Here is a 23,294-nt window from a genome sequence, read left to right as displayed (position 1 = left end):
TCCGCAAAGTCGTTAAAGCCGGAGCGGGTCCGGACAGCCTTTACAGGCTGTCCGCCCCGCTCGCGGCTTTCGCTGCTTGTCCGCTTAGCCCAGCGACTTCCAGTAATCGCCGAATTCCTTGACCAATCCCGCGCGATCGATGTTGTTGCTCAAATACTTCTGCAAAGAGGCCGCCATCGACGGGAAAGCTTCGGGCGGATAGTAGTTGTTCATCCACGCGAGCGTGTTGCCCGCTTCCATATAGCCCATCATCGAGGTCGAAACCGGATCTTGCGGCTTGACGGCAAAATTGCCGTAGGCCGGAACGAAATTAAACTTGTTGACATAGTAGTCCTGGCCTTTCTCGCTCGATACCATCCAGTTCAGGAAATCCTTCGCCGCCTGCTGCTGCTCGGGAGTGGACTGTTCCTTGTCAATCGCCCAATATTCCGGAACGCCGACCGAGATGGAGCTGTTGCCGGGATCGGAAGCGTCATTGCTAATCGGCAGCGGAAGGAAGCCGTACTCGCCGTCCGGGTCGATCTCCTTGATTTGCGTATATGCCCAGTTGCCCATGAACCACGTGCCGACTTCGCCGTCGGCCAGCAGCATCGGACCGTCGTCGTAGAGCGCCGCCAGCGGCGCGTCTTTGGAAATGTTGTATTCCTTCAGCAGGTCGAACGTGTCCAGCCAGCCGTTGAACGCTTCGTCCGCGTTTAGATCCGCGGCGCCGCTTTTCAAGTCTTCGATATATTGCAACCGGCCTTCGTGCGTGTCCGATTCGTTAGCCATATACACGCTGGTGAGATGCGCGCCGAGCGACCAGTCCACCGGAGAAATTTCGACCGCCTTGGCGCCCGTCGCCTCGATCTTGTCGAACAAAGCTTTGAGGTCGTCGCGGGTTTTGATCGTGGCGGGATCGAAGCTTCCGCCGACGGCCTGATCGAGAACGGACTTGTTGTACAGCAGCCCGAACGCTTCGACGGACATCGGCATGCCGTAGACCTTCCCGTCGACCGTTACGTAATCGAGCGTGCCTTCGTTCGCGTTCTGCACCCATTCCTGATCGGACAGGTCCGCCAGCTTGCTTTGCATTTCGCCGAATTCGGACAAGAAGTGCATGATCGTCGGCGCGTTACCGGCCGCATACAGCGTCGTTATCCGCTCGTAGCCGTTTTGCCCGGCCGTCGAAACGACCGTTACGTTGGCCCCGTCCTGGGATTCGTTGTATTCCTTCACCATCTCTTCGAATTGCTGCGCGATTTCCTGCTTGCCGACGAGAACGGTAATTTCGACTTTCGAACCGGCTTCTTCCCCGCCGTCGGAACCTCCCCCGCAAGCCGCGAGAACGGAGACCATAAAAGCCAGAATCAGAAGGATGGACAAACTTTTCTTCATTGCTGCAGTACCTCCACAATTTGTCATATTTTTCTCGTTTTCATCATGATGAGATAAGCTCATTATACTCACATCAAAATTTATGTCAAACGTTTACACATCATTTTTACGCATAAAATATCATGTTATACGGACGATTTGTTGATATTTATATCACTTTTGTGATAACGTTTTTATATTGTTATAATAGGAAAATAGGCTTCCGTAGCGAGGCCGCCAGCTTGCAATGACGAACGGCGCGAACAGTCTAATCCAGAGGATTGATGAAATGTCAGGCATAAAAGAAGTCGCAAAAAAAGCGGGCGTCTCCGTCGCCACCGTATCCCGGGTCATCAACAACCGCGGCTACATCAGCAAGGAAACCCGCCGGAAAGTCGAAACCGCCATGCGGGACTTGGACTACCGCCCCAACCAGATCGCCCGGGCGCTGCTGAAAAACCAGACGTTTTTCGTCGGAATCATCGTCCCGGATTCGAATCATCCTTTTTTCTCGGAGTTGGTCAAATTCGTCGAAATCAGCGCCAACGAGCTGAATTATAAAGTGCTCGTGTGCAACTCGCTCGACGATCCGAAGAAGGAAGAGGAATATATCAGCATGCTCCGGGAGAATCAGGTCGACGGCATTATTATGTGCAGCCATACGCTCGATACGGAGAAATACAAGAAACTTTCGCTGCCGATCGTGTCGTTCGACCGGGTCATTTCGCGGAGCATTCCGTGCGTCGGATCGGACAATTTCCGCGGCGGGGAGCTCGCCACCGAGCACTTGATTTCCAAAGGCTGCAAAAGGCTGCTCCACATTTCGGGCCCGCTCGAGTTAGACATGCTGTCCAACCGGCGCGGGGACGCCTTTATTTTAACTTGCATGAAGCATGACGTGGAATATCATTTTATCGAGGGCGCCCGCAACAAGCTGACGTTCGAGTATTTCATGGACTTCATTACCCGCGAGCTTTCCTCGATCGAGCTGTCCCGCTACGACGGCATTTTTTGCAGCAACGACATCGTCGCCTACGCGCTGTATATCTACGCCAAGCAGCAGGGATTGCGCGTGCCGGAACAGCTCAAAATCGTCGGCTACGACTATCACAGCTTCACCCGCATGCTGCAGGAACCGAAGCTGACGACGATCAAGCAGCCGACGGACCGGATCGGGCGCATGCTGTTGACGACGCTCGTGCGAATGATCGAGAAGGGCGACGACGCGCTGATCAACAACACACTGGTCGATGTCGAACTGATCGTCGGCGACACGACATGACGAGCGTTTCGCGGGGCACTCCGCTGCGGCCGGGCTATTCCGGCAGGGATACCGTCTCGCTCGCCAATTCCGCGAGCGGATGCCGTCCGCCCGGCCAGTCATAGCGGAAAAACGACTGCACGCGCCGCTCGTCCACCTCGCCCAGCTCGGCCGGCTGCCAGCGCGGATTGCGATCCTTGTCGATGAGAACGGCGCGAATCCCTTCGTACAAATCGTCGTGCGCGACGAAATTCATGCTCATGTCCATTTCCATCCTGAGGCAATCGGCCAGCGATTTCCCCTGCCCGATTGAAACTGGCGAAGCGTCACTTTAAGGGAGGTCGGCGGCTTCCGGCGCAGCGCGGTTAACGTTTCCCAAGCCCACTCGTCCCCTTCCCCGGCCGCGCGTTCCAGAGACGCCAGGATGTCCTCGATCGTCGCGCGGGCAAAGTGGTCGTCGATCCGCTCGCGCAGGGCGGCCAAGCGGGACGGCCGCGTCGGCTTGTCCTGCATTTGGGCGAGCAGCTCGGACAACTGCCGCGAGGTAAAGCCTCCTTCGCCGAGGCTTTGCAGATTTGCCTTCGCTTCGTCCCACCGCCCGCTGCTCGTATAAACCTCCGCCGCCCCCAAGTACAGCAGATCCTCCCCCGTTATGACGGAGGAGGTCAGCGCCAAATAAAGGCCGATTCTGCCCGGCATGCGGTTCAAGAAGTAGCTCGAGCCGACATCGGGAAAGAAGCCGATATTCAATTCCGGCATCGCCCATTTCGTCCGTTCCGTCACGATTCGGTGGCTGGCGGCGGAGCCGATGCCCGCTCCGCCGCCCATAACGACTCCGTCCATCCAGACGAGCACCGGGACCGGATAGCGATATACGATGTAATCCAGGCGGTAACCCCACCCGAACAAACGCGCGGCCAGTTCCGTTATCCCGCTATTCCGCGCTTCGTACAACCGGGCCATATCCCCGCCGGCACAAAAGCCCCGCTCTCCTTCGCCGGAAATGACGACCAGCCGCAAATCCGGCTCGGTCTTCCAACGTTCCAGCTGCAGCGCGATTTTTTCCGCCATCTCGGCCGTAATCGCATTGATGACGCGGGGGCGGTTCAAACGAATCCAGCCGATACGGCCGGCGAATTGGAACGACACTTCCGAAGACTCCATGCTCTCTTCCCCTCCGAACCGGCTTGCTTCCCGCCGCTTCCTTTGCGCGTTCCGCCGATCTGCCCCCGATCATAACGCGTTTCGGCGTCCCGGTCAAACCGGTCCAACGACTTCCCCTTATAGCAGCTCCTCGTCCAGCGCGAATCGTTCGCGGTTGCCGGAAGAGACCGCAGCGTTGAGCGTTTTTTGCGCTTCCTCCCGAATGTAGGCCAGCGCCTCGTCCGTTGTCATCCGGTCCGCGATCGCGTCCGTGATCGCTTTTTCCGCAATATCCCGAAACGCGCGGGTGAAGCCTTTCGGCACGAGCGGCGTCCGCATCGTCAAATCCGGCTGGAGCGCGTAAAAATCGGACAAGTCCCTTCCTTTCGAATCCTGCTCGAAGCCGGTCCGGGACAGCAGCTTGGAAGACGACTTGGCCGAAAGCGTCATAAACTCCTCGCTATGAACGTACTGAACGAATTCCCAGGCGAGCGAAAGCTGATCGGATTCGCGGTTGACGGCAAAAATATCTTCCACTTCGAAATAGGGCGTCACGCCGGGATTATCCGGACTAACCGGCATCGGGACCGTGTCCCAGGCGAAGGCGGCGCTTTCGCCTTCGTTTTCGCCCTTGCGCCCCGCGAGGAAATCCATCATTTGCATCATGAGCATATCGTCGATCGCCATGGCCGCTTGCCCGTCCAAAAACAGGTTGCTGCCCAAAGACAGGGAGGTCGTCCCGTTGCCGTTGTCGCGAAGCGGCGCGGCGGGATAATAAATCGCCTGGTTTTTGTAGCCTTCCACGACCAGCGAGAAAATCCGTTTCCACCCCTCGCTGTCGAGCAGCAGCTTCGCGCCTTCCGGGTCGAGCAAGGACAGCCGCTGCGCGCTGCCGATTTTCATCGCCAGGTCGAACGGACTGATCGTGAATGTCGGCTGGTACAAGCCGTAAAGCGGCTGCCCGGCTTCGTTTGCGTCCGGGAACCGCTCGGCCAGCATCAGAACCTCCTCCCAGCTCATGCCCGGTTCCGGATAAGGGACGCCGTATTCGTCGAACAGCGAGCGGTTGTAATACAGCGCCCGGCTTTCGAACGAAGGGGACAGGCCGTACAGCCGGCCGCCTCCCCGCTCCGTCAGCAATTCGATGACGCCCGGAACCATGCTTTCCATGTCGAACCCGCTGCTCCGGATCGGAGCGTCCAGATCGAGCAGGCGCCCGTTTGCGGCGAGCGCCTCGTATTGAGCTTCATTCAGCAGGAGCACGTCGGGCGCGCTCTCCTTGAGCACGGCCTCGTAATTGGCCAGCATATCCCCTTCGCCCCGCGTCTCCGACAGCGCGACAACGCGAAATTCCGCCTCCGGGTGGCGGGCGAGAAACAGATTGCCGTAATCCCGGTAAAAGGAGGCTTCGCTTGCGTACATCACCGTGAGCTCGACTTTTTCTCCCGGCCGCGCCTCATAGGGCTTCCAGTCGTTCTCCGGCGGATGGCGGATTTCTCCCGACGCCTCCGCCGGCTCCGCTTCCGTCTGCTCGGGAGCGTTCGCCGGCTTGTCGCAGCCCGCCGCAGCGAGCGCTACCAGAAGCAAAACAAGCGAAGCGGCGACTCGCGGCCATCTCTTTTTTACAAATCGTTCATTCATGCGTTTCTTCGTCCTCCTTGGCTTTTCGCTCGATCGAAAGGGCCATCTTCACGGCTTCGCCCTCGGAAATGGTTCCGGTAATCCGGTATTCGTAGTCGCCGTCCTCCAAAATGAGCTCGACGGCATCTTCGCCTTCTTTGCGAATCCATCCCTTTTTCCCGTCGATCTCGACCGGGTAGTAGCTCTGCTCGTCGGGCCGTTCCGCGGCGGCTTCCCGCCGGGTCAGCTCCAGAAAGCCCGGGCGCTCCGAGGCGAACCGGATGTTGATTTCCGGCGCTTCGTCCGCCTCGGGAACCGACGATACGACCTCCTCGATCCTGTAGCCTGCCGGAATATAGGAGGGGATCGGAGCTTTGATCGTCGCGGCCGGGTTCGGGGACAGGGAAGCCGTTCTTGCCGCGGGGGAAATCGTCTCGGCTCCCCGGATGCCGGACAGGGCCGGCAGGAAATAGACGGCCGCCGCGGCTAGGAACGCGGGAATCAACAACGCGGCGGCGCCTCGAAGAAGCCTGCGGCGGGCTCCGCGCCATCCCTTCCGCGCCGAATCCAGCGTTCGCTGCCGCAGTTCCCCGCCCGCGCGTATCGGATCGAGAGCGTCGCGAAACGCTTGCGCGAATTCTTCATCGGATTTATCTCTGTTCACGGCGATTCCTCCCCGCTGTTCATATAATCCTTCAGCAACGCGCGTGCCCGGTGAAGGCGGCTTCGGACCGTCCCTTCCGGAACCTTGAGGACGCCGGCAATCTCCCGGGTCGACAGATCGTGATAGTAAAACAGAAGCACCGCCATCCGGTAGGGCGTTTCCAGGCGCATAATGTGCGCGAGCAGCTCCCGGCTTTTTTCCGAGGCCACGATCCGGTCTTCCAGGCTGCCCGAGACGCCGTCCCGCTCATCGTTCAGAAACAGCACCCTGCGCCACCACGTCGAGCGTTTCAGATCCCGGCACAAATTCATCGTGACGCGCAAAATCCACCCTTGGGGATTGTCCATCCGCTTGATCTTGTCCCCGTGCCGGAATACGCGCACGAACACTTCCTGGTAGACATCCTCGGCTTTTTGCCGATCCCGCAAATAGACGTAGGCGGTCCGCAGCACCATATCCCCGAACTCGTCCATGCACGTCTTCAACTCCTCCTCCCCGAAACCGGCCGCCTCTTCCGTCCGGGCGAAGATCCCAGGAACGCTCACGTCTCCACCACCTTTCCCTACTTAAATAACGATGCAGCCCGGCGTTTCGCTCCCGAATCCGAAATTAAAAATACGCGCTTGCCCGGAGTCCGGGACAAGCGCGTATAACGGTTGCCGCTTGACAGTCATCGTTGTTTCGCATCCTATGCAGATGACATGATATTTCGGATGCTCCTTCTTCATCATGCGATAGCGAATTTCATCGGCAAAGACGAAAAACTCGATGACCTGAATGTTTTGAAACAGTTTTAATGTTTTGATAGATAGTGCCGAAACTTAGCTAGACACCGCCAACACCCGCGTCTTCCTCTAGCTTCCGCTTAATTTCTTGCTTGGGAAATTGTTCGCCCATAAAGACGGCAACGTCCTGAACGTTGCTTTGCGGTTTTATCCGAAAAAGATTCAGCTGCCGGTAGGCAACTTGAAACATCATCCGTTCTCCGGTATCTGCCGCCGTAAAAATGCCCTTTGCCCGATAGATACTGCTCGGCAATTCGCTTAAAATGGTTTCGATTCGACCGCGATCCCATAGGATGTTCGAAATAATGCGTGTAAACCGTAACGTGTTCATACGATAGGAACGAGAAAGGCCGCCTCTGTCACCGAATCGAAAATTTCCATCGGATTCGCAACTCCCGTTGCTTCAATAAGAATCAGATCGGGCGAACGATCCGCTATCAGATCTCGGATCTCCATGCCCAAATCGCCCCGAATCGTACAGCAGATACAACCGCTCAGCATTTCTCGCATCGGGACCTCTTCATTGACAAGCTGACCGTCCAGATTGACGTCGCCCGCTTCATTCATGATGACAGCAGGTCTTATTCGTCTTTTAGCGTAATAATCCAGCATTCTCGCAAGCAGCGTTGTTTTTCCGCTCCCGAGAAAACCGGACAGAATCACAACCGGTGTCTTTCTGATCAAAGTAACCTTCCCGCCTTCGGTTTAAAATGGCATTGCCTAGCTTGAGGTTTTTTCTTTTCCCGCTACAGAAAGGTCCGAAGCGATAAATCGGCCGTCGAACGAATAAACCAACTGTTCATCCAGTCGATCTCCTGAAAGATGCTTTCGGACAAGCGTCCTTCCGGATTCGGGAGAAATATCCCTATACCAGACTCCGTCCGGGTAGGCGATCACTACGCAGGCGTCCGCGCACCGCCCATTGCACCGGGTTCGCGTCGTATGAATCCGTTTATCCGCTCCGAGAAGCGCAATTTCGTCACGGATCGCCTTCGTTACTTCTTCGGCTTGCCGCATCATGCAGTTGCTGCCATTGCAGATGAGCAGGTGACAAAAAGTCTCCTGTAAATTCCATGTTGTCACGAATGTCCTCCTTTCCGGCGAACCGGAGCCGGAACGTCAAGATCTCTTTTTATTTGTAATTATTACGATTATATACATAAACCGCACCCCGTTCAATATTCCGGAACGAAAGATAAAGGGGTTCGACTGTCGTTTGACAAACGAATTGAAGAGATCTATACTCTTCTTAATTGTAAATATTACATTTAAGAAGTCAAGACAAAGGAGTGAACGTCATGCCAAATCTGCAGGCCGATTCCCGCATTCCCGTAACGGTGCTGACGGGCTTTCTTGGCGCCGGAAAAACGACACTGCTTAACCACGTACTGACTGCCGACCATGGCGAAAAAGTCGCGGTCATTGTCAACGAATTCGGCGAAGTCGGCATCGACAATCAGCTTGTTGTCGGCGCGGATGAAGAAATCTTCGAAATGAACAACGGATGTATTTGCTGTACCGTAAGGGGCGACCTCATTCGCATTCTCGGTCAGCTCATGGAAGCCAAACTCGGCAAAGGCGGTCGCAGAGCCGATTTTAGCCGGGTGCTTATCGAGACGACGGGCCTCGCCGATCCGGCCCCCGTCGCTCAAACCTTTTTTGTCAATCCGGAAATCTCCGAATTTTACAAGCTCGATGCCATTGTCACGGTCGTGGACGCGAAACATGCCGGCCAACACCTGGACGAAGGCCATGAGGCGCAGGAACAAGTCGCCTTTGCGGACGTTCTTTTGTTAAATAAAACGGACCTCGTTTCCGAAGACGAGCTTCAGAAGCTGGAACAGCGGCTTCGCGCAATGAATTCGGCCGCCAAGCTTTACCGCACCCGGCAGTCCCAAATTGAAATCGACCGGATTCTCGGAATCGGCGCCTTCGACTTGGAGAAGAAACTGGAGATCGAACCGGGATTTCTCGAAGAAGAGGATCATGAGCATGATGACGATGTCACCTCGGTCTTTTTTCGGGAGACGCGTCCGCTTGATTTAAACAAGGTGGAACGTTTCATTAACGAATGGCTTGTCGACCACGGCGTGGATACCTTTCGCTACAAGGGCGTCTTGAATATCAAGGGGTCAAGCAGCGAATTGTGTTCCAAGGCATTCACATGCTGTTCGGTTCGTATCCCGACCGCGAATGGAAGCCGAATGAAGTGCCGACCAGCGAATTCGTCGTCATCGGCCGCAATCTGGATGAAGAATGGTTCCGCAAACAGTTTGCCGGTTGCGTTGCCGGCTAGTTCATTTTCAATACAAGAAAGACCCCGGCCGGGCCATGTTTGATTCCTGCTGCGGGTCTTTTCAATTGCGGCTCGATGGTTACATGATGCGTTCCGGCCTCCAATACAGCAGTACGCCCTTGAACCGATGCTTATATAGAAAGCTTCCATCCCGTTCCGATACGAACTGGCGGAGAATCTCTTCCGCGGCTTTTCGATCGTAATCGGGTTCCAGAATAGCGCCAAGATTGTCCATGATCATCTGCTCCTCGCTTTCATACCGATAGGTACGCTCCAAATCGAGAATCTTGCAGTTGGCATCGATGCCGAGCTCATAGAGAAGGTTGGTCAAATAAATGTAATCCCGCCGCTGAAATTTGATTTTGTAACCAAGCCGCCGATGAATTTCCCATAAATGCGGTTTTTCCGGACCGCTCGTCAGTCCGACGATCGCCCACCGTTTGGCTGCGTTGTTCATGTGGAGAAGCGCCCGGTCAATCTCCTGCATTCGATAATAACAATTGATCCCGAAGACGACATCAAATGTTTCCTGCGGAGGGCGATCTTCCCATTTGGCATGAATGAGCCGGGGTTCGCGAAGACCTTTGCGTCTCGTCTCCTTCCGCAAATAATCGAGCACGCTTCGCGAGCTGTCTACGCAGGTAAGCGACGATGCTTTATTTGCGGCAGCAAACGTGTAATTGCCCCAACCCGGCCCGATCTCCAGCACATGGTCGGCCGGTTCAATGAAACGGAGAAGCTCCGTTCGAATATCGGCCGAGTAGTCGTCCAGCGCGCTCGATTTGTTCGGGATATAGGTTTGCCAAAACGCTTCTTCCTTGGCATCGTCGATCATTCGTTCCGGCAATTTTCCGTTCCAATCTTTCATGCCTTCCATCCAGAACCGCTTAAAATCCATATTGAATCGGACGCCGTGAAACATTGAAGTTCCCTCCCTCTCGTTTTCCGAATAAAAATGTCATTCCTGCAGCGGTTCGAGCGCGGTCATTTTCATTCCATGCGGCGAGCGCTCGATTTCCATCCGCACTCCGTATACCTTCTCCATATGGAGAGAGGTAAACACCGCTTCGGGTTTGCCGGATGCGAATATCCGTCCGTCCTTCAACATGTAAACCGTATCCGAATACCGGGATGCCAGCTCCAGGTCATGCAGGATCAGCACGACAAGCATTCCGGACCGCTTCGCAAGGCTGCGGACGAGCTCCAGCACCTCGAGCTGATGCCGGATGTCGAGGGCCGAAGTCGGCTCGTCAAGCAGCAGCATGTCCGGTTGTTGGGCGAGCGCCCGGGCAATCAAAACTTTCTGCCGTTCGCCGCCGCTCAATTCGTCCATATGACGCGTTGCGTAACGATCCAGTCGAAGTTCGAACAGCAAGGATTCCACAATGTTCAGATCCTGCTTTGTAACGCCCCATCGAATGTAGGGCTTTCTGCCGAGCATTACCGTCTCCATAACGGTAAGCGGAAATCCGGACGAGGCTTGCTGCGGCACATAAGCCTGGATTTTGGCCAATTGTCCGGGTCTTATCGAACGCACGTCCTCCCCGCCGATCCTTACCGTCCCCTTCCGCGGCGGGAGGATGGAGCAGATGCTTTTCAGGAGCGTGGTCTTTCCCGCCCCGTTAGGTCCGACGATGCTGACCACTTCTTCTTTTTTCATGCTCATCTGAATGTCGCTTAAAATGACGTTTGAACGGTACTTGAACGATAACCCCGAAACGTTTACGAACATGATCGTTCCTCCTAGGCCCAGTACTCCCGACGCTTTCGAACGAGCAAATAAACGAAAAACGGCGCGCCGAAAAAGGAGGTCACGATTCCGACCGGAATTTCGATCGGAGACAGCAGCAGCCGGGCAACCGTATCCGACAACAGCAGGAGCAGGGCCCCGATCAGACAGGAGAACGGCAGCAAATACCGGTAATCGGTACCGATCATCATCCGGCCGATATGCGGGGCGACAAGTCCGATAAACCCGATGATTCCGGTGAAGGCAATCGTGGTTGACGCCATCAGAGTCACCGTCAAAAGGCAGATCCACCTCAATCGTTTCACTTTGACCCCGAGCGTGCGCGCCGCCTCTTCGCCCGAAACGAGCGCATTCAAATCCCAGGCATATTTCATCAGCACCCCCAGCGATACGGCAAACAGGGGCAGAAGAATGTACAGAACCTGCCAACTGGCCCCCAAAATCCTCCCATCAGCCAGACGATCAAATCTTTGAGGGCCTCGTTGTCGGAAAAATATTTGAGCGAGGATACGCCGGCCGCGAACAATTGGCCGATCGCCACGCCCGCAAGCAGCAGCACCGTGGTCGAACCGCTCTTCAACCGCGCGATGCCATAAACGATTCCGACCGCCAGGCAGCCGAAAACGAATGCATTAAACGCGATCAGCCATTGTCCGTTATGCACAAGGTTGATGCCGAATGCGCTGGAGCCTGCGACAATAGCAAGCGCCGCGCCAAAGGAGGCCCCGCTGGAAACGCCGAGAGTAAAGGGGTCGGCCAGCGGGTTGCGCAGCAGCGCCTGCATGATCGCTCCCGCCGCAGCGAGCGATATGCCGGTCACGATAGCCATCGTAATTCGGGGAAGTCTGACTTCCCGAACGATATACGCGTTCATTTCATCGACTGTCCCTCCCGTCGCCATTGCCCAGAGCTCCGGCAATGGCACGCTCGCCGAGCCTTTCATGATCGCCGCTGCCGCTGCGACGACCAGCAAGACCAGAAACAACCCGAGCAAGAGAAGCTTGCGCATCGAACTGCCGCGGTATAGAGACGCCAGCTGCCGAGTCGACGATATCGATCTCAAAGAGTCCGTTTCACTGCGACGGATCGATTCCCCCATCATTTGCGCTCCTTAAACGAGTGATACCAGATTCCTTGGTACGGGACGCCGAGCCATTTTTCAAAATACTCTCTTGCGTATGCCTCGGGATCGACGTCTGCGAAGCGGTCCGGATACAACCATTTGGCAAGTTGCAATACGCCGATATACCGTTTGTCCGATCCGATGAAATTCGTATGAAAAAAATAGACGTCCCTATTTTTTCCCGCTTTCAGCCGGTTCAAGGAAGAGATGGACAACATATTGGCGAACGCGTCCTCGAGCGGCTGAACGTCCGCAGCTTCGTATCCCCCAAGCCATGTGCCGTGCAGCGTAATAACGTCCGGATTTCGCGTAAGGACATACTCCTCATCGACCATGATCGTCGTGGAGGCTTCGGCCGGATTCCACTGTAAATCCGCCGCATCTTTGCCGCCAGCCAAAATCGTGGCAAAGCCCTCGCCCACCCCGGGTTTTCCGCCCAGCGACTGACTCGGAAAAATACGATAGCCCCATCGGAATTGAGAAATCCTGCAGACAGCGCCATTACGCTTTTTTTGTCGTTTTCCCCGATCGATTGGATTCGCTCCGCGGAGATGCGTTCGATTCCATGCTTCCATTCGAGAAATTGGGCGGCCCGCTCCTCTTTGCCGAACAGCTTGCCGAGCAATTCCCATTCCGAGTCCGTCTGATCGGGCAAGTAATTGTTCATTCTTACGACTTTAATGCCCGCAGGCTCAAGCTTCTCCTCCAGTTTCCGATCGGGCCGATTCGTATAGGTGAATACGGCCTGCGGCTTCAAACTCAGAATCGTCTCCAGATTCAACTGCCCGGTTTCGCCTACATCGGGCAAGCTTTGGAAACCCAGATACGGGTTGTTTTTAATTGTCGCGTCGCCGGTTGCTGCAACACGATCGTCCGCTCCCAACAATTTGATCGCTTCCGCCGTATTTCGGTTGATGATGATTGCTGTTTGAATCGGAATATTCAGCGTAATTTGTTTCCCGCTAGTGTCCGTAAACGTGTAATTGGACTGTTCGGCTTGTGCCGGCGAGTTCGACTGCAGGTTCCGCTCCGTCGTCATCGGCGAATCGTTGCCCGTGCCGGCCGAACAGCCCGCAGCCAAAACAACGAGTACGAGTAAAAACGCCAGGCTCTTGAAACTGCCCGTTTTGGATAATATTCGGATGAACAACTTGCCTCCCCCTCACTTTATGTAATTATTACGATTAAAACGAATTAAAATAAACGAAAATGCAAAAGTTGTTTATCGAAGTCCCGGACCAGCTCCGCATACTTACCGATGGCCGACCATGATCATTCGACACGATTGCCTCGCGTCATAAATCTCCCCCTCATATCCTCCGTATATTGTATCTAACACTAAACCTGCCTCATTCAGCATCGTCGACAGTTGTTCGGGCGCGTATAGCTTCACTCGTTCGGAATAACGGCGAGGCGATCCGTTCGGCTCTTGGACAACGATCTTTTTAACGACGAACCCTTTTTCGATTCGGCGGGTTTCCGAGATAACCGCTCCCCGTTCGACTCGCTTTGAATGAGGCACCAGATGATCCTCCGTGTATCCCGCGTTCATAACATCGATGACGAATCTCCCCCCTGGCTTCAATGCTTTCCGGATTTGGCGCAGCACCTTCAATTGTTCGCTGTCTTCTTCAAAATAGCCGAAGGAGGTGAACAAATTAACGACAGCGTCAAATCGTTCAGCAAACATCGTATCGTCAGGCAAAGCGCGCATGTCGCATTCGATCCAGGTAACGCGGCCATCGGGATCGTTCGTTCTCGCTTCCCGAAGCAATACCGGAGACAGATCGATGCCGGTAACGCGGTAGCCTGCATTTGCAAGCGCCAAGGAGTGTCTTCCCGTACCGCAGCAAAGGTCGAGGATACGGTCCTTTTGGCGCAGCTTTAACCATTTCGTCATCGTTCGGACTTCACATTCGGCCTGCAGCCGGTTCCGATGACGATAGATGAGCAAATAATCCTCGCCGAAACTTTCTTCGTACCACTTTAAAAGTCCGGTGATTTAGGTCAGTTGTAACCGTCTCTTCGGCATAAAAAAAGAGGAAAACAACCCAACCAGCGCCGAAATGAGCAGGTCCGACACTGCCTCCATCATCACGGATTTCGGTTTTGGACATGCCAAAACACCGGTTTGTGGTCGCTTTTTCTTAAACCGGCACAGTCTTTTCAGATTTTGAACGATGGCCGTGAGCACCGCCTGCTCTTGCATGCAGTCCAATCCACGGCTCCGTGCGCGGCCCAGGCCATGCGCGACTTTGCTTTCGGCAAACACATGCTCGCACCGCGTCCGCAACTTTTGCAGATGACGGTAAGAACCCATAAGCTGAATTCGTTTGGCTTTGTTTCGAATTTGGATTTCCCGGATTTTGGCCAGCCGTTTGCGTTGTTTCTCCGGATCGTTCGTTTGACGTTTCCAAGCAGGTACATCTTCCAGTGTCAGGTTGCGAAGCGAAACCAGGGGAACAATCCCTTGCTCGAACAACGCTTGCAGATAATCTGTCGTACCGTAGGCTTTATCGGCAGAAAGCGTCCGAATCCGGATTTGCGGATGGGCAAAACGGATCGCGAAGAGCTGCCGCAAGCTCGTTTCACGCTCAGCCGTTCCGGACGCGATGCTCGCTTGCGTAGACAGAATGACGCCGGATTTGATATCCGTCACATCATGCACCAAATACCGCAAATGCGCTTCCTGACCGTTGCTCTTTTTGTACAAGCGGGCATCCGGATCCGTTACGCTGCGGTGGGTCTTGTTCGAGAACGTTTTGCCATGAAAATCTTCATGCGTCGCTTCGTCTTCCAGCAGCCGCTCTTTTTGCGCGGGCGGTGCGGGCGGCTGTCGGTCATCATCGGAATCATGGGCGACACCACCGGTCTCTTCATCTTGCCGGGCCATGCGAGCCAAATAGTCTTCAATCGACTCCACCGGGGCCAGGGTGATTTCTTTCAAGCTGTGAATGGATGCGTTGGCCCGTACCTGGGTGCCGTCGACGCCGACATGCACATCGGGTTGGACCAGTCCCGCGGCGATGCACTGATCGACGACATGTTTCATCAGCTTCTCAAAAACACCGTGCGTTCGCCACAATTTCCGGGTCTTCACCAAGGTCGTCCGATCCGGCAGGGACGGCCGCGATGAGTCCGGGCGCACGACGGATTCGAAATCCAGTCCGCAAAACCACAAATAGCCCGCATGCATGGGCAACAGTTGATACAATTCCCGTTCGGAATGGTTGAACAAATACGAAAGCAGCATCAGTCGAACCATCCGCTCCGGGTCAGCCGCCGGGCGGCCGGTACGTTCCGTATATAGAGGCGCCACCCAATCATGAACGATGGAAAAATCAAGCGCTTCGTTCAGTTGGCGCAGGATGTGCTTTTTCGGCACGAGTTCATCCATATCCACGAATTGGAACATCTGAGGCTGGATAGCCGATGACTTGCGGGCTTTCATACCTAATCACTCTTTCGATAGTCGTGTTACGATATTAATTCGACAAAACCGTGATAAAAGCCTGCTTACGCGGACTTTATCACCGGACTTTTAAAACGGGGCGATTCATTTGTACTCCCTCCCTCTTCCAAACGGAAGCGATCGAATGCGTTGGCAGATGGCGTTGTTCGGTGTCCTTCGTTTAAATTGTAATAATTACGATTAAAGCGAAAAAATAAAAACAAAACACTTTTCGATTAATTGTAATAATTACACTTAAGGAAGTCTACCAACAAAACTTCGGAATGTCAAACCGAACTTCTTTAATGAAAGCAAAAAGCGCGGTCCCGGAAAACCGGAAACCGCGCCGCATTTGAGAGGTTAAGTGGTGCTGATGAAGGGATTCGAACCCCCGACCTACGCATTACGAATGCGTTGCTCTACCAGCTGAGCTACATCAGCGAGCACTCTTATAGAATACTAAACAGAGGCATCAAAGTCAAGCGTTTTTTATTAATTTTTTTGCGGGACTCGGGATGCCAAAATTATCCTCCGAGAAGGACTGCCGATCCAGTTCTCCGATCATGACATGCAGGCATCTTTTCAGGTCGACCTCGAACGGGCGGGCGACAGGCTCGCCTCTTGCGCCGCGGATAATCCGGACGACCGGCCGCTGCTTGCTGTCCTCGTGCAGGCGGGAGACGACGCCGATCTCGCCGGTATTCAACCGGACGGTCGTTCCTACCGGAAACAGCGCCAGCTTATCGCGCAGCCGGCGGACTTTGTCGATGTCGTACAACGTGCCGGCCCCGCCGTAAAGCACTTCCAAAGCCTCGTGAGGAAGCATGGGACAGCCCTTGTTCCGCCCGTGAATCAGCCCGTCGAATTCGTCGATCAGCCCGACCCACTGGATGTTGTCTGGCAAGCGGGCTCCGGCCAGTCCGAACGGGTATCCGCTGCCGTTCATCCGCTCGTGATGAAACAACGCGCAATGGGCGGTCAGCTCCGAAAAACCGCTGTCCTTCAGCAACCGGTATCCCTCTTCCGTATGCGCCCGGTTCTTGCCATCTCTTCCGGAACGAAAAAGCCCGATGTCGTGAAAAATCGCCCCGGCGGCCAACGCCGCCAGCTCTTCTCCGTGCAAGCCCTCTTCCATCGCAAGCCTCGTGACGCACACGCCGACGTTGACCGCATTTTCCAAAAAACGTTGGCGGCGCTCGTCCGAAAAAACGGCATAGTCATGAATCGGCAAAATCAGCCGATTGCGCCGGTCCATCCCTTTGATCAGCAAGGAGACGGCGTCGCTGCAAAAACGCACCGTTTCCGGACTCAGCGACGTTCGTTTCCCGTCGTTCAATTCGTTTATGGCCTGAACGACCGCGCCCCGCAGCACGTTCATCGCCTCTTCGCCTACCGCCTGATCGGGCGAAATATCTTCCGTCCCTTCTTCCTCGACGTGAAGAAAGGGATGTCCCATTTTATGCAAACGAACGATAACATGCTCCGACAACACGAATCCGCGCTTTACGAGCACTTGTCCTTGCTCCGAGTACACGGATCGTCCCAACTTCATGCCCGGCCGGCATTGAAACGTCGGCATAATGATCATAGGTGTGGTCCTCCTTGGTATTCTTCCCGGTTCGTTGCGGAACGAAACGTTTCGTCCCGGCGATTACCTCTAGAATACGGACCGTCAACGTCATATGACCAGTGACGGGCGTCATCCATATTGTCATGACATGCGGCAGGTTCGTACCTTATAATAGCAGTAGAAGAGAGGGGATGCGGCCATGCTCAGAATCATCATCGCGGACGACCAGACGCTCATGCGCGACGGTCTGCAAACGATTTTACAGCTGGAGGACGACATGGAAGTCGTTGCGACCGCCGAAAACGGAGCCGAAGCATGCCAATTGGTTCAGCAATACGCGCCGGATTTGGTGCTGATGGACGTTCGAATGCCGGTCATGGACGGAATCGAAGCCGTCAAGCGGCTGCGAACCGAATCGCCGCAGACGAGGGTGCTCATGCTGACGACCTTCGACGAGGACGAATATATTATCGAAGCTTTGGCAAACGGGGCCGTCGGATTCCTTCTCAAAGACATCGCCAGCGACAAGCTGCTGCAGGCGATCCGCGACGCCGCCGCGGGCGAAATGATGCTGCCCGCCAGCATCGCCGCCAAGCTGGCCGCAAGGTTATCCTCCGCCTCTTCGTCCGCGCGGCTGTCGCCCGCCAAGGCGCGTTCGCCGGAGCTCGGAAACGTCCGGTTCACCGAACGGGAGGCGAGCATCGTCGCCCTGATGATCGAAGGCCGGACCAACCGCGAAATCGCGCAGCTGCTGTTCATGAGCGAAGGCACCGTCAAAAACTACATCAGCACCATCTACGATAAAATTGGCACGAACGACCGCACGCTGGCGGTGATTTGGCTGAAAGAGATGACGGTCACATGACGAGGGTCACTGGACATTTTTCCCCTTCGGGTTACAATTAATTTCGACTGTTTGCCCGAAGGGAGCCGCGAGACAAGTGAGAGAAACCGGATGGCGCGTTCATCTGCCGCTGCTGAGAATCTTGTTGGGATTAGGCGTGCTTTTGATCGCTCTCGTCTGGCCTCTGTCCTCGTTTTCGAACCGCGAAACCCCTCCCTTGAATACCGGCGGCTGGAGCTGGGCTCCGGCGCTTTCCGGCGCGAATGCCCCTGCCCTTGCTAGCGATGCCTGGAGCTCCTTCGGCGATAGCGGCTCCGTCCCCGCCTCCGAGCCCTATTGGCTGCGCATTCCTTTGCCCGAATCGGACGCTCGGGAACCGCAGCTTTGGATTTTCGGGGCTTACGGCTTGAAAGTATACGTTGATAACGAGCTCCTGTACGCCTATTCGCCGGAACGGTCCGGGCATCGGCTGAATCCGTTTTTCCACTGGAATCTCGTTCCCCTTCCCGAGCCCGTTCCCGAAGAGGTCCTGCTCTTTCTCGATAACGGCAAGTTGTCCGGCACGATGCCCTCCGTTCGTCTGCTGGACAAGCATGAGATGGTGACGGAAATTTTCAGCGAAGGCGCTGTTTCGATAACGATTGGGGCGCTGCAGCTTTTTTGCGCCATTATCGCGTTCGGACTTTACCGATCCCGCCGCGACCGTCTTTACTTTTACTTTTTTTTGCTTGCCGCGTGCGGGGCTTACGGCTCCTTTGCCCGCAATCGTTTTTTGCAGTACTTGTGGGACCAGCCATGGATCGGCTACCTGGAAAAAGCCGTTTTTCCGCTCGGCGTGTTTGCGTTCATCGGCACGTTTTGCGTGCTGTTTCATCCCATCCACTCCCGTTTGCTGAACCGCCTTCGACGGACGACGTTCGGCTTTTTCGTCGCGACGCTTGCCGCGGCGCTGGCGGACGAGGCGATTTACGCTTGGATCATCAACTATCTCGTGCTGCCGGCCTTTCTTATCGTCGCGGCCCAATTGTTTTACGCGCTCGGTTCGATTTACCGGAGACGCCGGGATATCGAATCCGTATGGATGCTGTCCGGCAGCTTCGTCGTCACCTTTGTCGCTCTTGTTCACGTCATCCGGTATTATTCGCCGGAGTTGGCCGCGGAAATCGTCCGAATCGTTCCCGCCGCGAGCAAGCTTCCGGGAGACCTCATGTCCTTCAGTCTCCTGTTGTTTTTGCTCTGCCTTGTACGGGTCATCGCGCATCGCTTCGACGAGGTCAACCGGGAGCTGTCGGAGTTCAACCGCACCCTTGAACATAAAGTGCGCGAGCGCACGGCCGCGATCCTGGAACGGAATGCCCAGCTTCAAAAGACGAATGAAAAACTGGCGGCTTCGATGAGGGAGAACGCGGAGACGATGGCCGAAGCCCTCGTGCTCGAGGAGCGAAACCGCATCGTCGGCGTAATCCACGGCCGCGTCGCCCACGTGCTGTCCGCGTCGATCGATCAGATGGAACAAGCCGAACAGGCGGTGGACGACAATGCGGAGCTTGCCGAAAGCCGGCTGGAGAAAACCCAGCAAACGGTTCGCCAAGGACTCGAAGCGATTCGGAAATCGGTGCGCCTGCTCAAGGATGACGCGCCGCCGCCGAATTCGGAATGGAGCAGGAGCCAGACGGGGGGAACGGAAAAATGAAAAACAACCGCCTGAGCCGCCATCTCCCCTTGCTCCGGATGATCGCCGCTCTTTCCCTTGTCCTTGTCGCCATCGGATTGGCGTTGTCGTCGGTTCGGCTTCCCGAATCCGTCGTCAGGCTCGACAGGGAGAACTGGGAATGGGCCGCCGCCGCCGGCTTTGACGAGGCGGCGCCCCCTTCCGACGGCTGGACGCCGTTCCCCGCGGGTCTTCCGAAGGAAAAGGAGGCCGACAATTACTGGGTGCGAATCCCTCTTCCGGACATGCTCCTTCACGATCCGTATTTATGGATTACCAATACCGCGAGCGTCCGGGTTTGGGCCGACGGAGATTTCACCTATACATTCGATATTAAAGCGCGAAATGACAGAATCAATTTGGGCGCCCGATGGAACCTGGCCCGGGTCCCCGCGCCTTTGCCGGATGCGGTTTACTTGCTGACGACGAACCGTTCGAGCATCGCGAAGCCTCTCGTCCGTCTCGGCGAACGTTCGGACCATATCCGCTGGATGATCCGCAAAGACACGGACGATCTGGTGCTCAGCGCCCTTTTCCTGTTTTGCTCGTTCGTGTCGATCTCCCTGTATGCGGTCCGCCGCGAAAAATTGTACGGCTACTTCTTTCTCCTCTGCTTTTCCGGGGGGACTGCTTGCGCGATGCACAACTTCTCTTTGCAGCTCCTATGGGACTACCGGTGGATCACCTACTTCGTGGACGTGTTCATGCCCTTGGGAACGGGCGCGTTCCTGGGGGTCATGACGGAACTGTTCCCCGGCATTTACCGCAAAACGATGATTTTCATGCGAAACGCCATGCTGATTGTCGGAAGCGTTATTCTCGTAGCGGCCGTCTGGAGCCCGTACTGGTATCCGAAACTGATCCTGTTCCCTTTTCTTCCGTCGTTCCCGGTCACGGTGATCTTCATCATCTGGACGCTCGGGACCGCCTACCGCAAACGAAAAGACCTGGAATCGATCTGGCTGTTGTCCGGCTTCGCCTCGATGGCCGCCGTCTCGCTCGTGCACGTCTTTCGGTTTATGATCATTCCCGGATTTTCTCCTTTGCCCGGATGGATGTCGGCGCCGATGCGGTATTTTCCGGAAGACATGCTGTTTTGGGGGCTGTTCGTCTTCGTCGTTTGCATCGTCAGAGTGATTCTGCACCGTTTCGGCATCATGAACCGGGAGCTGGAGGCGTTTAACCGTTCCCTCGAACAAAAGGTGGCCCATCGGACGCAAGAATTGAAAGAACGCTCCGACGAACTGGAAAAAGCCAACGCGCTTCTCGCGGCATCCGCCAAAGAAACGGCCGAAGCGATGGCGGAAACGATGCTGCTTCAGGAAAGGCGCCGGATTACCGGATCGATTCACGATTCGGTCGGGCATGCCCTGACGGCGACCATCGTGCAGCTGGAAGCGGCCAAAAGGCTGCTTCGCCGGGACTCGAAGACGGCCCTGGACAAATTGAACGCTTCGAAACAGCTGGTACGCAAAGGACTCGAAGAAATCCGGCTTTCCTCCCGAATCGTGGAAAATCAGACGCCGGAATTTCATTTGCTTGAAGCCATCCATGCCTTGATCGAGGAGACGAAGCAGTCTACGGGAGTCTTCATCGGCTGCCGCCTGGAAGCCGTCCCCGATTCGCTCAGTATGCTGCAAAAGCGGGTGCTTTACCAGGCGCTGCAGGAAGGGTTGACGAACGGCATCCGCCACGGGGAAAGCCGCCGCTTCGATTTTTCGCTGACGATGGCCGGCGGGGAGATCGTGTTTCGGCTCGCCAACGACGGCAATACCTATTCCCCGACGGAATTCGGCTTCGGTTTGCAGGCGATGGCCGAACGCGTCGCCGAATTGGGAGGCCGAATGGAGCTGGGTCCCGGCAACCCGGGCTGCATTCTAACGCTCGCTTTGCCTGCGTAGCCGTTTCCAGCTTTCTCTCCTTTACACGGGAACGTATGTTTGGTAAACTCCCTTTATCACTGGTTACAGGGGGAGAGCGCAAGTGGCCAAGACGCAATACGAACCGATGAAAAGCAAAACGGTGCTGAACGCGGTCCGCGCCCCATCCATGCCTTTCGACTGGTCGATCAATCCGTACCGCGGCTGCCAGCACGGATGCAGCTTTTGCTACGCTCGCAGCACCCATGTCTTTCTGGGACAGCCGGCAGACGACGCGTTTCAGCATCGCATTTTCTGGAAGGAGGATGCGCCGTCGCTGCTGCGCCAAGAGCTTCGCCGTATGGCCGCCGCTTCAAGGCTTCCTTCTTCGGTGGCCATCGGCACCGCGACCGACTCTTATCAGCAATTGGAAAGCAAGGCCCTGCTGACTCGAGGCTGCCTCGAGGCGCTGGCCGAGTTCGGCGTCCCGGTCAGCATCACGACGCGCTCCCCGCTCGTGCTTCGCGATCTGGACCTGCTCCGGCGGCTCCCTGACGTCTCCGTCAATATCAGCCTGCATACGCTCGACCCGCAAATATGGCGCGCGTTCGAACCGCAAACGCCCGCCCCTCTCCAACGTCTTCGCTGCGCCCGCGCGCTTCGCGAAGCGGGAATCGAAACGCACGTCTTCATGGCGCCGATGCTTCCCTACCTGACCGATCGGCCGGAAGCCGTGGAATCGCTCCTGTCGGCATGCGCGGATCACGGGATTCGGCAGGTGATGGCTTCGTTTCTGCGTTTGTCCACCCCCGAAGTGAAAAGCTGGTTTTTTTCCGTTCTGAGACAGGGCTACCCGGAACTGGCGGAACGCTATGGCCGGTTGTACTGGCGTTCTTCGCGACTGCCGGATTCGTACGTCCGCCCCGTCAAAGCCCGTCTGGCCGACTGCTTCAGGCGATACGGGATGAACGGCGGGGATTTCTACGAACCGGAACGCGACTCCGCTTCCAACCCAGCCGCTGAAGTCCCTTCTGCGCAAGCTCCGTGCGCTCCTTGCGCTCCGGAACAGCTGACCTTGTTCTGACGGGAATTTGCGGCATCCCCCCTCGCGAACGCCCATCGCCGATCGCGCATATGCTGAAGCGACAGCCCATGACAGAAAGGGGACGACGGGATGAACGGACAAACGCTGATGCTGCCGATTTCCGTCTCGCAAATCGCGGAGCCGAATATCAAAATCAACGTGCCCGCCGTGGCCGGCGGGACCAACGAGGAAGCCCGGGAAAAGATAAACGCCGCGATCGTCGAGGAAACCCGCGCCTTAATGAAAGATCAAGGCTATCCCAGCGACGATATTCAGGAAATGGACGGCACCTTCGAAATCAAAAACAACCAGCGCGGCGTCCTTAGCCTATCCTTGCTGAACTACGCCTTCACGGGCGGCGCCCACGGAAATACGCTGCAGAAATCGCTCACCTTCGATGCGGCAACCGGCCGAAGCTACTCGCTCGACGAATTGTTCAAGCCCGACAGCGATTACGCCGAGCGATTGGACTCCATCATTCGGGCCCAGATCAAGGCCCGGGATCTTCCGCTTCTCGGCGAATATCCGGGAATAACGGAGGATCAGGATTATTACATCGCCGACAAGGCGCTGGTCATTTATTTTCCCCTTTATGCCATCGTCCCCTACGCCTGGGGCTTCCCTTACTTCCCGATTTCGGTATACGAAATCGAAGATATTATCGACGAGGAAGGGCCGCTCGGGCACATGCTGTATTGACGCGGTTCGCGCTCGTTCCCTCCCTTTCTTCCATGCGCCCTGCGGAAGTTCTATAATAAGGGAAAAGGAGGGAACCAG

Annotated in this window: 19 protein-coding genes, 1 tRNA gene and 5 pseudogenes; 7 read left to right on the top strand and 18 right to left on the bottom strand. The window is 55.9% G+C overall.

Going from position 1 to position 23,294, the window contains the following annotated elements:
- Positions 1 to 84 precede the first annotated feature (84 nt).
- A complete protein-coding gene (locus JW799_RS11885) occupies positions 85 to 1,377 on the bottom strand; it encodes an ABC transporter substrate-binding protein (RefSeq protein WP_080833155.1) in 1,293 nt (430 codons plus the stop codon).
- A 268-nt stretch (positions 1,378 to 1,645) separates the two neighbouring features.
- Between JW799_RS11885 and JW799_RS11880 the strand changes: the two genes are divergently transcribed.
- The gene (locus tag JW799_RS11880; RefSeq protein WP_205429966.1) at positions 1,646 to 2,638 is read left to right on the top strand and encodes a LacI family DNA-binding transcriptional regulator; all 993 of its coding nucleotides are present in this window, start codon (positions 1,646 to 1,648) and stop codon (positions 2,636 to 2,638) included.
- Positions 2,639 to 2,672: 34 nt separating this feature from the next.
- On the opposite strand, the pseudogene JW799_RS11870 reads toward JW799_RS11880, so the two are convergent.
- The 8 genes and pseudogenes from JW799_RS11870 to JW799_RS11840 all read right to left on the bottom strand — a co-directional run bounded on the left by JW799_RS11870 (position 2,673) and on the right by JW799_RS11840 (position 7,912).
- Positions 2,673 to 3,781, bottom strand: a pseudogene (locus JW799_RS11870) (enoyl-CoA hydratase/isomerase family protein).
- 117 nt (positions 3,782 to 3,898) lie between these two features.
- Positions 3,899 to 5,401 carry an extracellular solute-binding protein gene (locus JW799_RS11865; protein WP_205429963.1) on the bottom strand — a complete coding sequence of 501 codons (1,503 nt, stop codon included), beginning with the start codon at positions 5,399 to 5,401 and terminating at the stop codon, positions 3,899 to 3,901.
- On the bottom strand, positions 5,394 to 6,044 hold the full coding sequence (locus JW799_RS11860) for a hypothetical protein (protein ID WP_205429954.1): 651 nt from the start codon (positions 6,042 to 6,044) through the stop codon (positions 5,394 to 5,396). Before JW799_RS11860 ends, JW799_RS11865 begins: the two co-directional genes overlap by 8 nt.
- Positions 6,041 to 6,589, bottom strand: coding sequence for a sigma-70 family RNA polymerase sigma factor (locus JW799_RS11855; RefSeq protein WP_205429953.1), 549 nt, complete (start codon positions 6,587 to 6,589; stop codon positions 6,041 to 6,043). Before JW799_RS11855 ends, JW799_RS11860 begins: the two co-directional genes overlap by 4 nt.
- A gap of 21 nt (positions 6,590 to 6,610) precedes the next feature.
- Positions 6,611 to 6,835: a hypothetical protein gene (locus JW799_RS30085; protein ID WP_420830683.1), complete on the bottom strand. Its 225-nt coding sequence runs from the start codon at positions 6,833 to 6,835 to the stop codon at positions 6,611 to 6,613.
- A gap of 34 nt (positions 6,836 to 6,869) precedes the next feature.
- Positions 6,870 to 7,160 (bottom strand): CobW C-terminal domain-containing protein, encoded by a 291-nt coding sequence (locus tag JW799_RS30080; RefSeq protein WP_420830619.1) that lies wholly within the window; start codon positions 7,158 to 7,160, stop codon positions 6,870 to 6,872.
- Positions 7,160 to 7,510 (bottom strand): annotated as a pseudogene (locus JW799_RS30075) (CobW family GTP-binding protein); the annotation flags it as partial. The pseudogene JW799_RS30075 and the gene JW799_RS30080, both read right to left, overlap by 1 nt.
- Positions 7,511 to 7,549: 39 nt before the next feature.
- A complete protein-coding gene (locus JW799_RS11840) occupies positions 7,550 to 7,912 on the bottom strand; it encodes an NAD(P)H-dependent oxidoreductase subunit E (RefSeq protein WP_205429952.1) in 363 nt (120 codons plus the stop codon).
- Positions 7,913 to 8,127: 215 nt separating this feature from the next.
- Here JW799_RS11840 and JW799_RS11835 point away from each other — a divergent pair.
- Positions 8,128 to 9,125, top strand: a pseudogene (locus JW799_RS11835) (CobW family GTP-binding protein).
- 79 nt (positions 9,126 to 9,204) lie between these two features.
- Here JW799_RS11835 and JW799_RS11830 read toward each other — a convergent pair.
- The 9 genes and pseudogenes from JW799_RS11830 to JW799_RS11795 all read right to left on the bottom strand — a co-directional run bounded on the left by JW799_RS11830 (position 9,205) and on the right by JW799_RS11795 (position 17,037).
- A complete protein-coding gene (locus tag JW799_RS11830) occupies positions 9,205 to 10,047 on the bottom strand; it encodes a class I SAM-dependent methyltransferase (RefSeq protein WP_205429951.1) in 843 nt (280 codons plus the stop codon).
- 36 nt (positions 10,048 to 10,083) lie between these two features.
- Positions 10,084 to 10,857: an ABC transporter ATP-binding protein gene (locus JW799_RS11825; RefSeq protein WP_205429950.1), complete on the bottom strand. Its 774-nt coding sequence runs from the start codon at positions 10,855 to 10,857 to the stop codon at positions 10,084 to 10,086.
- 11 nt (positions 10,858 to 10,868) lie between these two features.
- Positions 10,869 to 11,818 (bottom strand): annotated as a pseudogene (locus JW799_RS11820) (FecCD family ABC transporter permease).
- 155 nt (positions 11,819 to 11,973) lie between these two features.
- Complete coding sequence (locus JW799_RS29610) at positions 11,974 to 12,420, bottom strand: TroA family protein (RefSeq protein WP_338026378.1); 447 nt, start codon at positions 12,418 to 12,420, stop codon at positions 11,974 to 11,976.
- Between the two features lie 134 nt (positions 12,421 to 12,554).
- Positions 12,555 to 13,037, bottom strand: a pseudogene (locus tag JW799_RS29605) (ABC transporter substrate-binding protein); the annotation flags it as partial.
- A 213-nt stretch (positions 13,038 to 13,250) separates the two neighbouring features.
- The gene (locus JW799_RS11810; protein ID WP_240353243.1) at positions 13,251 to 13,898 is read right to left on the bottom strand and encodes a class I SAM-dependent methyltransferase; all 648 of its coding nucleotides are present in this window, start codon (positions 13,896 to 13,898) and stop codon (positions 13,251 to 13,253) included.
- Positions 13,899 to 14,000: 102 nt separating this feature from the next.
- Complete coding sequence (locus JW799_RS11805) at positions 14,001 to 15,449, bottom strand: transposase (RefSeq protein WP_205428726.1); 1,449 nt, start codon at positions 15,447 to 15,449, stop codon at positions 14,001 to 14,003.
- A 365-nt stretch (positions 15,450 to 15,814) separates the two neighbouring features.
- Positions 15,815 to 15,890 (bottom strand) — tRNA-Thr (locus tag JW799_RS11800).
- A 37-nt stretch (positions 15,891 to 15,927) separates the two neighbouring features.
- Positions 15,928 to 17,037: an HD-GYP domain-containing protein gene (locus tag JW799_RS11795; protein ID WP_080833282.1), complete on the bottom strand. Its 1,110-nt coding sequence runs from the start codon at positions 17,035 to 17,037 to the stop codon at positions 15,928 to 15,930.
- Between the two features lie 181 nt (positions 17,038 to 17,218).
- Here JW799_RS11795 and JW799_RS11790 point away from each other — a divergent pair, with 181 nt between their 5' ends.
- From JW799_RS11790 to JW799_RS11770, 5 genes are all read left to right on the top strand, one after another.
- Positions 17,219 to 17,884: a response regulator transcription factor gene (locus JW799_RS11790; RefSeq protein WP_080833284.1), complete on the top strand. Its 666-nt coding sequence runs from the start codon at positions 17,219 to 17,221 to the stop codon at positions 17,882 to 17,884.
- Between the two features lie 76 nt (positions 17,885 to 17,960).
- Positions 17,961 to 19,556: a 7TM diverse intracellular signaling domain-containing protein gene (locus JW799_RS11785; protein WP_205429949.1), complete on the top strand. Its 1,596-nt coding sequence runs from the start codon at positions 17,961 to 17,963 to the stop codon at positions 19,554 to 19,556.
- Entirely contained in the window at positions 19,553 to 21,475 is a 1,923-nt protein-coding gene (locus tag JW799_RS11780; RefSeq protein WP_205429948.1) for a sensor histidine kinase, read from the top strand. The genes JW799_RS11785 and JW799_RS11780 overlap by 4 nt, the downstream gene beginning before the upstream one ends.
- Before the next feature lie 82 nt (positions 21,476 to 21,557).
- Positions 21,558 to 22,517: an SPL family radical SAM protein gene (locus tag JW799_RS11775; RefSeq protein WP_338026259.1), complete on the top strand. Its 960-nt coding sequence runs from the start codon at positions 21,558 to 21,560 to the stop codon at positions 22,515 to 22,517.
- A 90-nt stretch (positions 22,518 to 22,607) separates the two neighbouring features.
- Positions 22,608 to 23,216, top strand: coding sequence for a DUF3298 and DUF4163 domain-containing protein (locus tag JW799_RS11770; protein ID WP_205429946.1), 609 nt, complete (start codon positions 22,608 to 22,610; stop codon positions 23,214 to 23,216).
- Positions 23,217 to 23,294 lie beyond the last annotated feature (78 nt).

Origin of the sequence: Cohnella algarum (genome assembly GCF_016937515.1) — a bacterium.
GTDB lineage: Bacteria > Bacillota > Bacilli > Paenibacillales > Paenibacillaceae > Cohnella > Cohnella algarum.
Note: the sequence above shows the minus strand (reverse complement) of the source record. Positions and strands in the feature narration are given on the sequence as shown.

Coding starts and splice junctions, on each gene's coding strand:
- JW799_RS11885 (WP_080833155.1), bottom strand. CDS start 1,377: ATGAAGAAAAGTTTGTCCATCCTTCTGATTCTGGCTTTTATGGTCTCC.
- JW799_RS11880 (WP_205429966.1), top strand. CDS start 1,646: ATGTCAGGCATAAAAGAAGTCGCAAAAAAAGCGGGCGTCTCCGTCGCC.
- JW799_RS11865 (WP_205429963.1), bottom strand. CDS start 5,401: ATGAATGAACGATTTGTAAAAAAGAGATGGCCGCGAGTCGCCGCTTCG.
- JW799_RS30080 (WP_420830619.1), bottom strand. CDS start 7,160: ATGAACACGTTACGGTTTACACGCATTATTTCGAACATCCTATGGGAT.
- JW799_RS11830 (WP_205429951.1), bottom strand. CDS start 10,047: ATGTTTCACGGCGTCCGATTCAATATGGATTTTAAGCGGTTCTGGATG.
- JW799_RS11825 (WP_205429950.1), bottom strand. CDS start 10,857: ATGTTCGTAAACGTTTCGGGGTTATCGTTCAAGTACCGTTCAAACGTC.
- JW799_RS11810 (WP_240353243.1), bottom strand. CDS start 13,898: ATGACGAAATGGTTAAAGCTGCGCCAAAAGGACCGTATCCTCGACCTT.
- JW799_RS11805 (WP_205428726.1), bottom strand. CDS start 15,449: ATGAAAGCCCGCAAGTCATCGGCTATCCAGCCTCAGATGTTCCAATTC.
- JW799_RS11795 (WP_080833282.1), bottom strand. CDS start 17,037: ATGATCATTATGCCGACGTTTCAATGCCGGCCGGGCATGAAGTTGGGA.
- JW799_RS11790 (WP_080833284.1), top strand. CDS start 17,219: ATGCTCAGAATCATCATCGCGGACGACCAGACGCTCATGCGCGACGGT.
- JW799_RS11780 (WP_205429948.1), top strand. CDS start 19,553: ATGAAAAACAACCGCCTGAGCCGCCATCTCCCCTTGCTCCGGATGATC.
- JW799_RS11770 (WP_205429946.1), top strand. CDS start 22,608: ATGAACGGACAAACGCTGATGCTGCCGATTTCCGTCTCGCAAATCGCG.